This window comes from Peribacillus loiseleuriae (assembly GCF_001183985.1).
Lineage (GTDB): Bacteria > Bacillota > Bacilli > Bacillales > DSM-1321 > Peribacillus > Peribacillus loiseleuriae.
This window is the reverse complement of record NZ_LFZW01000001.1, coordinates 3,543,170-3,558,025: the sequence shown is the minus strand read 5'-3', so window position 1 is coordinate 3,558,025 and position 14,856 is coordinate 3,543,170. Positions and strand designations below refer to the sequence as shown.

12 protein-coding genes and 2 riboswitches are annotated in these 14,856 nt (G+C 37.9%); of the genes, 9 read left to right on the top strand and 3 right to left on the bottom strand.

The genetic code is table 11. The features are described from left to right. Positions 1-12: 12 nt before the first annotated feature. The 6 genes from AC625_RS16565 to AC625_RS16545 all read left to right on the top strand — a co-directional run bounded on the left by AC625_RS16565 (position 13) and on the right by AC625_RS16545 (position 7,706). Positions 13-705, top strand: a complete 693-nt coding sequence (locus tag AC625_RS16565; RefSeq protein ID WP_049683785.1) for an FMN-dependent NADH-azoreductase — start codon at positions 13-15, stop codon at positions 703-705. Positions 706-928: 223 nt separating this feature from the next. After that, positions 929-1,183 (top strand): IclR family transcriptional regulator domain-containing protein, encoded by a 255-nt coding sequence (locus tag AC625_RS28635; protein ID WP_082191142.1) that lies wholly within the window; start codon positions 929-931, stop codon positions 1,181-1,183. A gap of 64 nt (positions 1,184-1,247) precedes the next feature. Then, positions 1,248-2,180, top strand: a complete 933-nt coding sequence (locus AC625_RS16560; protein ID WP_049682286.1) for an aldo/keto reductase — start codon at positions 1,248-1,250, stop codon at positions 2,178-2,180. Between the two features lie 715 nt (positions 2,181-2,895). Further along, a riboswitch (SAM riboswitch) is annotated at positions 2,896-3,006 on the top strand. Positions 3,007-3,104: 98 nt separating this feature from the next. Beyond that, positions 3,105-3,296: riboswitch (cobalamin riboswitch) on the top strand. A 290-nt stretch (positions 3,297-3,586) separates the two neighbouring features. Further along, positions 3,587-5,893 (top strand): 5-methyltetrahydropteroyltriglutamate--homocysteine S-methyltransferase, encoded by a 2,307-nt coding sequence (gene metE, locus AC625_RS16555; protein ID WP_049682285.1) that lies wholly within the window; start codon positions 3,587-3,589, stop codon positions 5,891-5,893. Between the two features lie 50 nt (positions 5,894-5,943). Further along, the gene (locus AC625_RS26020) at positions 5,944-6,234 is read left to right on the top strand and encodes a GTP cyclohydrolase, FolE2/MptA family (RefSeq protein WP_245645024.1); all 291 of its coding nucleotides are present in this window, start codon (positions 5,944-5,946) and stop codon (positions 6,232-6,234) included. A gap of 278 nt (positions 6,235-6,512) precedes the next feature. After that, entirely contained in the window at positions 6,513-7,706 is a 1,194-nt protein-coding gene (locus AC625_RS16545) for an oxalate decarboxylase family bicupin (protein ID WP_049682283.1), read from the top strand. A 66-nt stretch (positions 7,707-7,772) separates the two neighbouring features. Here AC625_RS16545 and AC625_RS16540 read toward each other — a convergent pair whose 3' ends face one another. Both AC625_RS16540 and AC625_RS16535 read right to left on the bottom strand, forming a co-directional pair. After that, the gene (locus AC625_RS16540; RefSeq protein WP_049682282.1) at positions 7,773-8,684 is read right to left on the bottom strand and encodes a TIGR03943 family putative permease subunit; all 912 of its coding nucleotides are present in this window, start codon (positions 8,682-8,684) and stop codon (positions 7,773-7,775) included. 57 nt (positions 8,685-8,741) lie between these two features. After that, positions 8,742-9,740, bottom strand: a complete 999-nt coding sequence (locus AC625_RS16535) for a permease (RefSeq protein ID WP_049682281.1) — start codon at positions 9,738-9,740, stop codon at positions 8,742-8,744. Positions 9,741-10,137: 397 nt separating this feature from the next. Here AC625_RS16535 and AC625_RS16530 point away from each other — a divergent pair, with 397 nt between their 5' ends. The 3 genes from AC625_RS16530 (at position 10,138) to AC625_RS16520 (ending at position 12,896) form a co-directional block, all read left to right on the top strand. Beyond that, entirely contained in the window at positions 10,138-11,358 is a 1,221-nt protein-coding gene (locus tag AC625_RS16530; protein WP_049682280.1) for a M20 metallopeptidase family protein, read from the top strand. Positions 11,359-11,606: 248 nt separating this feature from the next. Further along, positions 11,607-12,413 (top strand): DUF3100 domain-containing protein, encoded by an 807-nt coding sequence (locus tag AC625_RS16525; RefSeq protein WP_049682279.1) that lies wholly within the window; start codon positions 11,607-11,609, stop codon positions 12,411-12,413. Positions 12,414-12,452: 39 nt separating this feature from the next. Further along, complete coding sequence (locus AC625_RS16520) at positions 12,453-12,896, top strand: hypothetical protein (protein ID WP_049682278.1); 444 nt, start codon at positions 12,453-12,455, stop codon at positions 12,894-12,896. Between the two features lie 149 nt (positions 12,897-13,045). Here AC625_RS16520 and dhaK read toward each other — a convergent pair whose 3' ends face one another. Further along, complete coding sequence (gene dhaK / locus AC625_RS26015) at positions 13,046-14,803, bottom strand: dihydroxyacetone kinase subunit DhaK (RefSeq protein ID WP_082191141.1); 1,758 nt, start codon at positions 14,801-14,803, stop codon at positions 13,046-13,048. Positions 14,804-14,856 lie beyond the last annotated feature (53 nt).

The following is a 14,856-nucleotide window of genomic DNA, read 5'->3' as shown; positions in this document are numbered from 1 at the left end:
TAGGTGAGGAGAATAGGATTTTTAAGCAAGTTATTTAGAAATAAAAATCAAAATACAACTACAGAGGAGAATAGAACAATGTCAAAAGTATTATTTATCCAAGTCAATGATCGACCTGCAGAACAAGCAGTAAGCACTAAAATGTATGAAACATTTTTAAAGACATACAAAGAAGCAAATCGTACAGATGAAATTATTGAGTTAGATTTATTTAAGGAAGAGTTGCCTTACTATGGTAATACTGCAATGACTGGAGTTTATAAACGTAACCAAGGGTTGGAGCTTACAACTGAAGAAGAAAAAGCAGCTAATTTAGTTGATAAATATTTAGATCAATTCCTTTCAGTGGATAAAGTGGTGTTTGCTTTTCCTTTATGGAATTCAACTGTACCTGCACCACTTATCACGTACCTTTCTTATCTGGCACAGGCTGGTAAAATGTTTAATTACACAGCTGAAGGTCCAATTGGGTATGCTGGTGATAAAAAAGTAATGTTATTAAACGCTCGTGGTTCAGACTTTGCTTTAGAAGGAATGGCTGCAGCTGAAATGGCTATAAACTTAGTGAAAAATATTATAAGTTTATGGGGTATTACAAATCCTGAAACAGTGGTAATTGAAGGTCATAACCAGTATCCTGACCGGTCACAAGAAATTATTGCAGACGGTTTAGAAAATGTTGAAAAAGCTGCTGTAAAATTCTAATTTGAAACGGTTAAATAAAATACCAGCATGGTAATTCATTCTAGTTTCTAGACTATCTCAAAAAGTTACCTTTATAGTTTCAAAGAATCTTTCCTTCAGGAAATTGGCAATCGTTCTTCTGCTCATCTAAGCGCCTTGGGGAAAGTGATATTGGCTATTTAAATCCAAATGAACAAAAAGATCTTTTTTCCCGTCTTTCTTTTACGCAAGCGACTGATCATACATTTGTAGATCAAGAGTTTTTTTCTATAATTTAGATATCGCTAAAAAACAAGAGTTTGCGATAGATGATAAAAAGAGATTTTTATGGGTTCGTTGTATAGCAGCTCCTGTGTTTCGTGACAATCAAATCATAGCAGCAGTCGCAATCGCTGGTCCTAGTGAAAAAATAAAGAGGAGCCATATGCGAAGCTTAACGAGGAAAGTAATCGAAGGCAGTAAAGAAATCACAAATGAAATAGATAGGTTTTTGATTTGAAAGGCTCTTAGGAATACACGGTTCAACCCGTTTTCAAAATAAAGAATGAAAAGAGGAATGAAAGATGAAGAAGCAAACACAATTAGGAAAAACAGGTATATACGTTAACCCGATTGGGCTTGGGACGAATGCTGTTGGAGGACACAATATTTATCCTAATTTAGATGATAAAGCAGGAAAAGAGTTAGTGCGAAAAGCCATTAATCACGGTGTCAATTTTATAGATACAGCTTTTATTTATGGACCAGGCCGTTCTGAAGAATTAGTCGGGGAAGTGATTAAAGAAACAGGAAAGCGTAGTGATATTATTCTTGCAACAAAAGGAGCGCATAAATTTGTTGGACAAGATGTTGTGATCGATAATTCTCCGCACTTTTTAAAACAAACCGTTGAGGAGAGCTTAAATCGTCTGCAAACGGACTACATCGATTTATTTTACATTCATGAACCAGATGAAAATACACCAAAGTATGAAGCGGTTGGTACTTTAAAACAATTAAAAGATGAGGGGAAAATTAGAGCAATCGGGGTATCTAATTTCTCTATTGAGCAGTTGAAAGAAGCCAATAAAGACGGTTATGTCGATGTGTATCAAGGTGAATATAACCTATTACAACGATCTGCTGAAAAAGAATTATTCCCATATACAACAAAAAACAATATTTCATTTATTCCTTACTTCCCACTTGCAGCTGGTATATTAGCAGGTAAATACAATAAAGACATGGTATTTAACGATTTTCGTTCCAATATGCCGTATTTACAAGGAGAAGCATTCGCACAAAACTTAGAAAATGTAGAAAAGATTCGTGAGATTGCTCATGCGAAACAAACAGATGTAGCTCATGTTGTCTTAGCTTGGTATTTAACACGTGATTCCATTGATGTTGTGATTCCAGGTGCAAAGAGAGCAGAACAAGTACTCGATAACTTAAAAACATTAGATGTTGTATTAACAGCAGAAGAAATTCAAGAAATCGATCGCACATTCCAATAATAACAAACTTAGGAAAGTAAGAATCCTACCATTATTCAAATGAAATATTTAAACTGCAAATAATTGATTCTAAAATTGATTATTTGCAGTTTTTTATGTAAAAAATTATATGTGCAATAAAAGAATGTTAGATATATTTGATTTGAAAGGATTGAATGGCCAAAAAGGTGTAGCTTTATATGTATAGCCTATATTAAAGAATACGTTTTTCTTAGAGCATCGCCAAATATCTAATGAAAACAAAGTAGAAGGATTTATTGTTAAATACGTAGTTTCAGCTAAATTAAAAACACCTCTTATTAAGGTGTTTTTTCTGTGACTTATTTAACCTAAATATCCAATTTATTTTTTGAGTGTTATTCAAGAATATGGACCGATTGTTGAATAGAATGACTCACATTTTTTTAAACAACTTTATTATTTTTTAAACGACTTTATTGTAAATTAAACAACTTTTTTATCACTTAACATCTATAGTATTGCTGTTTTATGATTACCGTTATTTCGTAATATCAATCTATAGAGGTTCTTTGCTTATTCAAGAATTGGGAGCTTTTATGAAGATTCCATAAGGGCAGGTTTTTCCTCAGAAAATGCACGTTCAATTAAAAGAAAAATGATTATTTTTAATATTTTCAGAAAATTACCTTTGACAAACTATTGTTTATGATGGTATTGTTATTGTTATATTCAAAACATTATAAAAAAATAAAAACTCTTATGAAGAGAGGCGGAGGGACTGGCCCTATGAAGCCCGGCAACCATTCAACAGCTTTGTTGAAAAGGTGCTAAATCCTGCAAAGCGTAATGCTTTGACAAATAAGAGGGGATTCCATAAATGATGAAAGCCTCTCTACTATAAAATAGGGGGGCTTTTTGTCTTCAGGAAAGCGTAGGTTAAGAGATTCTTTGTTATTAAAAAATTTCATATAAAATGCATCAGGTGCTGGGTAAATGAATTCCCAGCTCAAAAGGGAAGTCCGGTGAAATTCCGGCGCGGTCCCGCCACTGTGATGGGGAGCGACTTATCAAATTGCCACTATTTCATATCGAAATGGGAAGGGATAAGAAGCGATGAACCTAAGTCAGGAGACCTGCCTGTTGTATTCGCTTGTACTCTACGGGTGTATAGGGAGGAGTGAGGAATACGTGTTGGGAAAATTAGAATGTCTCAACTCTAGTTAAGTGTGCGTATGAATCTCTCTTTTCCATTTGAAAAGGGGGATTTTTTAGAAAAGAACGTATACCTTTTTGAACAAAGTGTTGGGGTCTAGTCAGTTAAGAATGGACGGAGGAGAAGAACACCTTCTATTCTTGAGCATCTTATTGCCCAAGGTTGAATATGGCGCCCTGTGCTTTTGTTAGTTGAGGATAAAAATTCAAACATACAAGGAGTGTAAAAAACAATGAGTAAAGTTAAAAGCTCGAATTTAGGTTATCCAAGAATTGGCGAAAAACGTGAATGGAAAAAAGCACTTGAACAGTTTTGGACAGGTAAACTAGAAAAAGCGGAATTTTTAGATCAAATTGAGGAGATTCGTCTAAAGCATCTTCAGAAACAAAATGATCAAGGAATTGACTTGATCCCAGTCGGCGACTTTAGTTTGTATGACCATGTACTTGATACAGCGGTAATGTTCGGTATTGTACCGAAGCGTTTTGAATACGCTGGTGGTAAAGTATCGCTTGAAACATATTTTGATATTGCACGGGGCACTACAGGTGCGGTTGCATCTGAAATGACGAAATGGTTTAACACAAACTATCACTATATTGTTCCAGAGTTGGACGGAGCAGTACCGACTCTTGTCGAAAACCGTCCACTTCAATTTTATAAAGAGGCAAAACAAAAACTTGGTATTAATGGAAAGCCTGTTATCTTAGGGCCTGTAACATTTGTAAAGCTGTCAAAAGGCTATAAAGAAAATGATTTCAAAGCAGTTGTTGATCAATTTGTACCGCTTTATGCCAACATTTTACGTGAATTGCAAGAAGAAGGCGTAGAGTGGGTACAAATCGATGAACCGATTTTATCTACAACTCTATTAAAAGAAGAGATTTCATTATTTAATGATGTTTACCAAACATTAAATGAAGCAGCACCAAACGTAAAAGTAATTTTACAAACTTATTTTGACAGCATTGAACATTACGAAGATGTCATCTCACTTCCTGTACAAGGTATTGGACTAGACTTTGCACATGATCGCGGTCAGAACCTTGCTGCATTGAAAAAACATGGTTTCCCAGAAGATAAGGTGCTTGCTGCTGGAGTCATTGACGGACGTAACATCTGGCGTGCGAATCTTGATGAAAAGTATGCAATTCTTGCAGAGATTTCGGAGATTGTTTCCAAAAATCAACTTATTGTCCAGCCTTCATCAAGCTTATTGCATGTACCTGTAACAGTAAAAAGCGAAGAAACACTCGATGGGGTTCTGAAGGGTGCATTATCATTTGCTGATGAAAAATTACATGAACTTGTTATACTTACAAAAGGCTTGCAAGATGGGAAAGAAGCGATCGAGAAAGAAATTGAAGTAAGTACAAATGCGATTCAAACATTAAATGAATCTTCAATTCGAAACAATACGCAAGTTCAGGAAGCCATTCAAAACTTGCATACGTATAAAGCAGAACGTGAAGCTATATTTAACGTTCGACAAGGGATTCAAGAGGAGGCTTTCCAATTGCCACTTCTTCCAACGACAACAATTGGAAGCTTCCCACAAACCCAAGAAGTACGAAAACAGCGTTTAAAATGGCGTAAAGGCGAGATAACTGATGCAGCATATGAAGAATATATAAAAGCGGAAATTAAAAAGTGGATTGAAATTCAAGAAGAAATCGGCCTTGATGTGTTTGTACATGGAGAATTTGAACGTACAGACATGGTTGAATTTTTTGGTGAAAAATTAGCAGGCTTTCAATTTACGAAATTTGGTTGGGTACAATCATATGGTTCCCGATGCGTGAAGCCACCGCTTATTTATGGGGACGTATCATATAAAAAATCGATGACAGTTGAAGAAACCGTATATGCCCAATCGTTAACAGACAAACCTGTAAAGGGAATGCTTACAGGCCCAATTACCATTTTAAATTGGTCGTTTGTACGTGATGACATTTCACGCAATGATGTAACAAATCAAATTGCTCTTGCGCTTAGAAAAGAAGTTGAGGCGCTTGAGGAAAATGGAATTCGTATGATTCAAGTGGACGAGCCGGCCATTCGTGAAGGGCTACCGTTAAAGCATGAAAACCGGGAAAGCTATCTGAATGCTGCGGTTTACGCGTTTAAACTTGCAACAACGTCCGTGCAAAACGATACACAAATTCATACCCATATGTGTTATTCAGACTTTAAGAATATTATCGATGCTATTAAAGCGCTCGATGCTGATGTTATTTCAATTGAAACATCAAGAAGTCATGGTGAATTAATTTACGCATTTGAAGAAAATACGTATGATCAAGGCATCGGTCTTGGAGTATACGACATCCATAGTCCACGTGTACCAAAAATTGAAGAACTGACAAGAAACATTGATCGTGCCCTTCAAGTGCTTGATCCAAAACTGTTCTGGATCAATCCAGACTGCGGATTAAAAACACGTGGCATTAATGAAACAGTAGCAGCACTTAAAGTCATGATTGAAGCGGCAGAACAAACGAGAGAAAAACTTAATGCAGAGCAGACGGTAAATATATAAGAAAAGTAAAGCAGTAACGTGAACTGTAACAAGTTCCGTTGCTGCTTTGTGTGTTCTTGGGATTAGGCCAGAGCGTTTTAGACTTTACGCAACTATCTGATTTCATTCATGAATTATCAGAACGTTTAGATCAAAAAAATGCAAAGATTGAAGTAAGTTTCCCTTGGTTTTACGAACAGAAAGCACCTGCTTCTTCTCTTACAGGTTTGAACCATGCGGATGCAAGAATTTTGTTATCTGATGATTATGATGATTCTGTCCGACTGGAAAGTTGTACTTTTACATGCTGCCCAATCAAATGCCAGTGCCATGATACATCCAATACTAAAACGCCCAAATGAAAAAATAAAGAAGGACGGCCATGATGGCCGCCCTATTTGTTACGTTTTAGCAGAAGCCTCCACCGAATCCACAACCACCATCAACAAAACCTGACATTTACAAACAACTCCTTTTTTAAAGGAGGCACTTACATAGGCTAAGATATAGTGTGTTTAAAATCATGAAGTGACACACCTATACGCATATTTATCTGACGATAGGCACAGTCATCTAGACCAAATCATACACTACGATAAAGGTTTTTTTCTGTTTGATCCCATAAAAGAGGTGCTTTTTGATGGAAAACCGAATTAGTAAACAAGTGGACAGAAATGTGCCACAGCCAATTAGAAGTGATGGTGCTGGAGGAATTGATTCTGGACCACGTAATATAATGCGGGATCTTCAAAATCCGAATATGCTTGTCCCACCTATTACAGATGCAGGCTTGGTTCCTAATTTGAAATTCTCATTCTCAGACACTTCTATGACATTGAATCACGGAGGATGGTCCCGGGAGATCACCGCCAGGGAACTACCTATTGCGACCACGCTTGCTGGAGTAAATATGAGCTTAACTGCCGGTGGGGTACGTGAACTCCATTGGCATAAACAAGCAGAATGGTCTTATATGCTGTTAGGACGGGCACGTATAACGGTGGTTGACCAGCAAGGTCGAAATTTCATTGCCGACGTTGGCCCAGGAGATCTTTGGTACTTCCCACCAGGTATCCCACATTCGATTCAAGGGTTGGAACATTGCGAATTTCTGCTCGTCTTCGATGACGGAAATTTTTCCGATCTTTCCACCTTATCCATCTCTGATTGGTTTGCACATACCCCAAAAGATGTTCTGTCGGCCAATTTCGGAGTACCAGAGAGTACTTTTAATACCATACCTTCTAAACAGGTATATATCTATCAGGGCGAGGTACCCGGTTCACTGGAAAGTCAAGAAGTCCAATCACCCTATGGAGAAGTTCCTTTAACCTTCAAGCACGAGCTGGTGAAACAAACACCAATTAAAACGCCCGGTGGTAGTGTACGAATTGTGGACTCTTCTAACTTTCCAATTTCAAAAACAATCGCAGCAGCACTCGTTGAGATTGAACCGGGTGCAATGAGGGAACTTCATTGGCATCCCAATAACGACGAGTGGCAGTATTACCTCACCGGACAAGGGCGAATGACTGTATTTACTGGAAACGGCGCAGCTCGTACATTTGATTATAGAGCAGGGGATGTTGGATATGTACCCTTTGCTACTGGACACTATATTCAAAATACCGGTACCGAAACGTTATGGTTTTTAGAGATGTTCAAAAGCAACCGCTTTGAAGACGTATCGCTGAATCAATGGATGGCACTGACTCCCAAAGAATTAGTTCAAAGCAACTTACATGTTGGATCAGAATTGCTCGATTTGCTACGCAAAGAGAAATGGCCTGTTGTGAGATATCCCGGGTTTTCTGACTATCCAAAAAACAAATAGATATATGGTAATGATGCCTGACCCCCGATATGTTAAAGCTTTAACACATCGGGGTCAGGCACCACTTTAATCGATTCTCACTCCCACATCATAAACATATGGATTTTTTGGTTTAGGAATTTTTTTTACTTGTTTGATTTTGATGATTGGAATGGAAGCGCTGTTGTATATCGTTTGCTCGATTGTGCCTGTTACTTGTACCCACTCGTCGTTAGGTAAACTTGCGACATTGCCTTGTGCCATGATGCCGTATACGGAGGCATCGGCAACACAGCAAGTGATTCCAAATCTGGCGACGATGATTTGATCTTGCATGGATTTTTTTTCCCGATACACAAACCCTTTCGTCGTAATCGATTTACCAATCATACTAGATTGGTGATCTTGGATAATATTCATCATAGGTACGTAAAGATCATCATCGATAATCATTTTTTTTTCCAGGAGTAATTTCTTTTCTAAGGCGGAATATTCCGTTTCTGAAATGGGGTCTGGTTTTTCAGCAGACAGATCGGCATTAGGGTCATTACTACTAGGATTAGAAGAAGTCGCATTTGATTGTGATAATGCATTCGTATTTTTTGAAAAGGAGTCTTGTGAATAGGCGCCGAGTTTGATCGTTCGGTTCATGACTACAGAGCTACCAAGTACATGATCGGAAAATAAGAATCCTGTTGCAATAGGGATGATAAACAATGAATAAAGAAATAAGCTTTTAAAGAATGTTTGGGGATAGGAATGGTGATCGGCGCACTCACAGTCATACCTATATTTCTCATTAGACGTTCCTTTTAAAACTAATACAACCCCTAAAATAAGTAAAATAAAAAGGGTGAAGTAAATAAAATGGACCATCTTCGGCGCAATCAAGAGGGAGATGTTGTTGGTCAGGATTAATTTAAAGAGTAGGAGCATAAAACCAATTAAGATAATTCCTCTTATCAGATGATGGGATTTTTGATCTTGATTACGATTCATAACACACCTCTTCTTTAAAAATTGGTTATGTCTGATGGCGAATTTGTTTAGTAAAGCTTAAAAGTGAAAGATCAGATGAAAAAGATAGACGGTCAAATAGACACATATAAAAGTAACGATCGCTAGCAAACAGACAAATCTTTTTCTAAAATAAGCGAATAGCATTAAGGTGTTCTTGATGTCAATCATTGGACCGAAAACGAGAAAAGCAAGTAATGCCCCTTTTGAAAAGGTCGATCCAAATGATGCAGCAACAAAAGCATCGGCATTCGAGCAGACGGACAATATATACGCAAAACCCATCATGACACCTGGTGCTAGTGTTGAGCTTGTCCCGATTGATAATAAAAGATTACGGTCCAAAAACGTCTGAAAAAGACTCGCGCAAAAAGCGCCGATGAATAAATATTTACCTGTATCGAATAATTCATCACTAGCATGATATAACGTGTCTGCAAGTTTATTTCCTCGTGTATGGTGGTGGTGATGTCTTTCTTTTCTTTCTTTTAAGATCGTGTCCCACTTAAATAATTGGTACATCACCAAGCCAATGACCATGGCACTAATAAAACTAACAACCATTCTGGCGTTCGCCATATAGGGTGTACTTTGAAAGGCGAAATAAGTAGACGCATAGACGACAGGATTAATGATCGGGGCGCTGAGCATAAAAACAACACCAACATGTGCGGGCAGTCCTTTCTTGATAAGCCTCCGAACGACTGGAATAATGGCGCATTCACAAATGGGAAAAATAAGACCTAGCAAAGCTGCAGGTATAACGGCTAGATAAACATTACGTGGCAATAATCTATGTATCATATTTTCTGATACAAACGTTTGAATAAGGGCGGATACAAAAACGCCTAATAAAATAAAAGGGATGGCTTCTAAAATAATACTAAGGAAGATCGTATTCACGTTAAAAAAAGAGCTAGGAATATGATCAAAAATTGTATTGGTATTAACCATTTCTGCAAATAGAAAAAGAAAGACAAATGAACAAAATAGTAGGAAGCTTACACTGTCTTTTAGTCGCTTCGATAAATTGGTCACAACAAAATGTACCTCCTTATATCTAGTAGTCCTATCAAAAAGATATGCAAGTCTAGCGAGTTGAGTACTAAAAAGAGAGTGATGGAAGGAAATATTATAAGATATAATTCGTAATTGTTACGTTTTATAAAATCTGATAATACGTATAGTTATGCTATATGTATCTTACTAATTCCAATATGTAAAAAATTTAATGAAGGGAAGCTAGATTTTTTTTGCATATAGAGCAAAAAAAGTTTCGAAAATACAATTGTATTTTTCAGATTTACAGTTAATATTTGATATGGTAGTATAGTATATCAATATATATTCGGAATTATCAAATTAAAGATTTTTTTGTGAATATTCTTTTTGATTATAATACTTTGTATATTCTTTTTTTAGGGGATGAATGATCATGAGTATCAAAAAATTTTCAAATTCATTAAAATCAGCTGAAATAGTAGAGCAAACAGTTGGAATCTATGAAGAAGCCGTGAGATTAAGAAGAAAGATCCATGAAAATCCTGAGCTTGGATTTGAAGAGCATAAAACGGCTGAAATGATCGCAAATCATTTACAAGATCTCGGAATTGAAGTGATTACGGGAGTAGCGAAGACAGGTGTTATTGGTATTCTTCGTGGAGAGAAAGAAGGGCCTGTGCTGGCTTTACGAGCTGATATAGATGCTTTACCGATTCAGGAGAAAACAGATGTAAGCTACAAATCTAAAAATCCAGGAATTATGCATGCCTGTGGACATGATATGCATACCGCAATGTTACTATCTGCCGCTAATATTTTATCTCAAAATAAGCAACATATTTCGGGTACGATAAAATTTATTTTTCAACCTGCTGAAGAGATGAAGGGCGGAGGAATCATGATGGTTGATGAAGGTGTATTAAGTAATCCTACCGTTGACCATGCTTTTGCATTTCATGTTTGGCCTGAGTTACCGACCGGAGTATATGGTTTTAGAAACGGTCCGATGATGGCGAGCATGGATACTTTTGATATTGTTTTAAAAGGTAAACAAGGTCATGGGGCAGCGCCTCATCAAGGAGTAGATGCAATTGTGGGTGCTGCTCATGTTGTAACAGCTCTACAAACCATTGTTAGTAGAGAAACGGATCCAGTAGATTCTGTCGTTATAACAATCGGAACCATTGAAGCGGGGGATGGCTATAATATCATTCCTGAAAAAGCTAGTTTCAAAGGAACTGTACGAACACTTAATGAGAACACTCGTAAGGAAGTAGCGGAAAGTATTCGACGAATTATCGAAGGAGTAGCTTCTGCTCTTAAATTAGAAGTTGAAATAAACTATAACTTTACAGTAGGGTATCCTGTTGCAATGAATGATCCAACATTTAATGAACATGCTTGTGCGATTGCTACTGATTTATTTGGAGAAGGTTCAGTGCAGTGGTTAAGTAGACCAAGTATGGCAAGTGAAGATTTTGCTTTCTATTTAGAGAAAGTCCCTGGCACATTTGTCTTCTTAGGAGTAGGAGAAAATCCAGAGAATCCTATGAAGCTACATAGTGACGTATTTTTACCAGATGAAAAGGCGATGATCCAAGGGATTTCCCTTATCGTTGGACTAGCCATAAATACTACTGAAAAAATTCAATAAGTTAAAAAATATCCATGAGTATCTGATCCCCAAAAGGTTCAGGTTCTCAAATTGCATCACCTTATGAAGGTGGCGGTGCGAAGCCGGATTTTCGGATGCTTTCTCGATCATATAAGTATACCTGCTAAGTAGATTAACTATATGAGTAAGTCGCGAAGCCTCGCCCCCATGTCCTTCATACAAAATAATAATCGTTCTGTTTTTCTTTTTTAGAATCAGCACAATTTATAGAAAAGGAGTGCAAATAAATGCAAGAAAATTCTTTGCGTAATTGGAAAATTCATTTATTCGTTTTGGTATTAGTATGCATGACAGAATTTATCGGCGTAAAAACGTTTAACATAGGAATTGGAGCCATTGCATTATTTCCAATGTTGTATGCATTAATTATCGGAGCCATTATTAGTTTACCGTCTTTAAAAATTTTAAAAATGAAAGAAATGAATGTAGCAGCCAATATTTTAGGAATTTCATTCATGCTATTTGTAGCCAAATTAGGCATGTTAATGGGACCCTCATTACCGAAGATCTTTGAGGCGGGACTTTCTTTAGGATTACAAGAAGTAGGCCATTTTGCAGGGACCATCCTATTAGGTTTACCGATCGCTTTACTACTTGGGATGAAAAGAGAAGCAATTGGAGCCACTTTTTCAATTGATCGAGAACCTAACTTGGCCATTATTGCTGAAAAATACGGTTCTGATTCACCAGAAGGACGGGGAGCACTAGGCGTATATGTTTGTGGTACTTTGTTTGGGGCTTTATATCTGTCGGTGTTAGCGAGTTTTATGGCTCAAACTGGTTGGTTTCATCCCATTTCACTAGCCATGGGTGCTGGAGTAGGTTCAGGTAGTATGATGGCTGCTATGTCTGGTGCATTAGCCGTTATTTTCCCGGAATCTGCAAAGGATATCGCGGTTTTTGCTGGTGCCGCTAACTTAATTACAACCATTTTAGGAACATATATTTGTGTATTCTTTTCACTCCCATTTACAAATTATTTATACAAAAAACTTGAACCTATTTTGGGGAGAAAATCAAAACAGATCAAATGAAAAATATTAGAGCGCAGGACATAAAAGAGGAGATTTTATATGAAAGATAAAATATTGACGTTTGTAATGATTGGAATAATAGCTCTTATGGGAAATTGGATTGGCTACAATGTTTCCCCTATTGATGCATTACCAGGTATGATGATCATTGTTGCTGTTACGATATTAGGGTTCTTTTTCACTAAAATATTCCCTATTAAGCTACCAATCGTTATTTGGGTGTCTATGTTAGCATTATTGATTACAACGCCCATATTCCCTGGAAATGGATCAATCATTAAAGTAACAGAACAAGTGAATTTTATGGCCTTGGCAACACCTATTTTGGCGTATGCCGGCCTCTCTTTCGGGAAAGATTTGAAAGAGTTTAAAAAACTAGGATGGCGTATTGTTGTAATCTCACTAGTTGTATATACAGGAACATTTCTATTATCCACTCTGGTAGCAGAAATTGGTTTTCGATTAACTGGTAAATTTCATTAATTTTTTGTGATCGTGTTATTCTATTACAGAAAGTGGGTTCTTATACTGGTAGAAATCGTGATACCTGATGATTCGGGTGATGAAAAAGCGAGTGAAATAGATGACTATTTCACTCGCTTTTTGTGATGTTATGGCAAGAAAAGCTGGTTTTATCTTAGACTGCGAGAGAGTTCCGTAAAAATAATTCCTAGAGCAGTGGCTCCAGCATCCGGATAACCCAGGCTTCTTTCGCCAACCGTACCAGCGCGGCCCATTCGAGCAACGATTTCCTTTGTATATTCGGCTCCTGCGACAGCCGCCGCTGCCCCTTTTTCAAAAGCGGTCTTAAAGTCCTCACTAGCTGCTGCACTTTCTGACCAAGAATTTGCACAAGGCACAAGCGCATCCACAAGGGTTTTATCGCCTACTTCTGCTCCTCTTCCGAAAGATCGCTCACCAATGAACTGTATCCCTTTGACTGAAGCATGCAACATTTCAGCAAACTCTCCGACTGTTAATTCCATTTTTTCATGACTAGCTTTACCGGCAGCTCGGAATGCCGCGCCCCAAATTGGACCAGAAGCACCGCCACAATGTTCCATAATGATTATGGAGCATGCATCTAGAAAGGTCCCGATCGTTAAACGGTCTTGATTCAAAATCGTGCTCCATTCTCGTTTTAATTGCTTGAATCCTTTCGAGACACTCATTCCAAAATCGCCATCGCCAGCATGTGTATCCAATTCGCAGAACGGTCCTTCGTTCTTGATAATGACTTCGCTCATTTTATCGACAAGATAAATGATAGTATGTAACGTGAGTACGTCATCCTTGATAATAGCGTGTTCTTCTGCCGTTTCCGTCTCAAAGAAAACAGGCTTTGTTTCTACGTGAGCCTCAATGTCAACGTACTCAACAGGAGAAGTGGGTCCATCGACTCTAAACGCAGGTGTATGACATTCTCTAGATAGTAATGTTTTTAGCTCATCGTCTAGTTTCATCACGGTCAGGGAAATACCGGCCATATCAATGCTCGTCATGTAATTACCGACAAACGTTCGATAAATGCGTCTATTTCTGTTGTTCAACTCTCGGGTAACCGCATGGTTAAAAAGGTAGAGCTCTTGTAACGGTGTGCCACCAAAGCCATTTACTAGAAGAGCAATTTCTGCAGGGTCATCATCATCTAGTCCTAAATCAGCCAAAAGGTCTGTGGTCATACGTAGGGCCAACTGATCTGCGGTCATCACTTTTTCCCGTTTGATGCCTGGTTCACCATGAATGCCGACGCCATATTCCATCTCATCCTCACCTAGTTGGAATGTGGGTGATCCATTAGCGGGAACCGTACAGGAAGTTAGTGCTAGACCGATGGTTCGAACATTTTTCGCAGCTTTTTCCGCTACGGCCTTGACCTCCATTAATTCTCTACCATCTTCTGCTGCTGCTCCAGCTATTTTATGTACCAACACGACTCCGGCAACGCCACGGCGTCCTACTGTATAGAGACTGTCTTCTACGGCAATATCATCCTCTACCTTGATATATTCTACTTGAATACCATCCTCAGTAGCTAAATAGGCTCCATTTTTAAAGTTCATAATATCGCCACTGTAATTTTTAATAATGAGTAGAGTACCTTGTTTGTTAGCGGTTGCTTTAATTGCTTGATATACTTGTATTTGTGAAGGGGAGGCAAACACATCTCCACATACGGCGGCATCTAACATCCCTTTTCCTACCAACCCCGCATGTGCCGGTTCATGGCCACTTCCGCCACCGCTAATCAAAGTTACCTTATTTTCGTTCATTTCTTTTTTCTTTATAATCTTATACTTCTGGATGAACTCGAGTTCCGGATGCGCCATGACCATCCCGTTGCACATCTCTGCGACGAGAGTTTCTGGTTTATTCATAATTTTTTTCACTTGTACTCCTCCTTATTTTAGCTTTTGTTCAGGTTTATTTTACCTTTTCACAA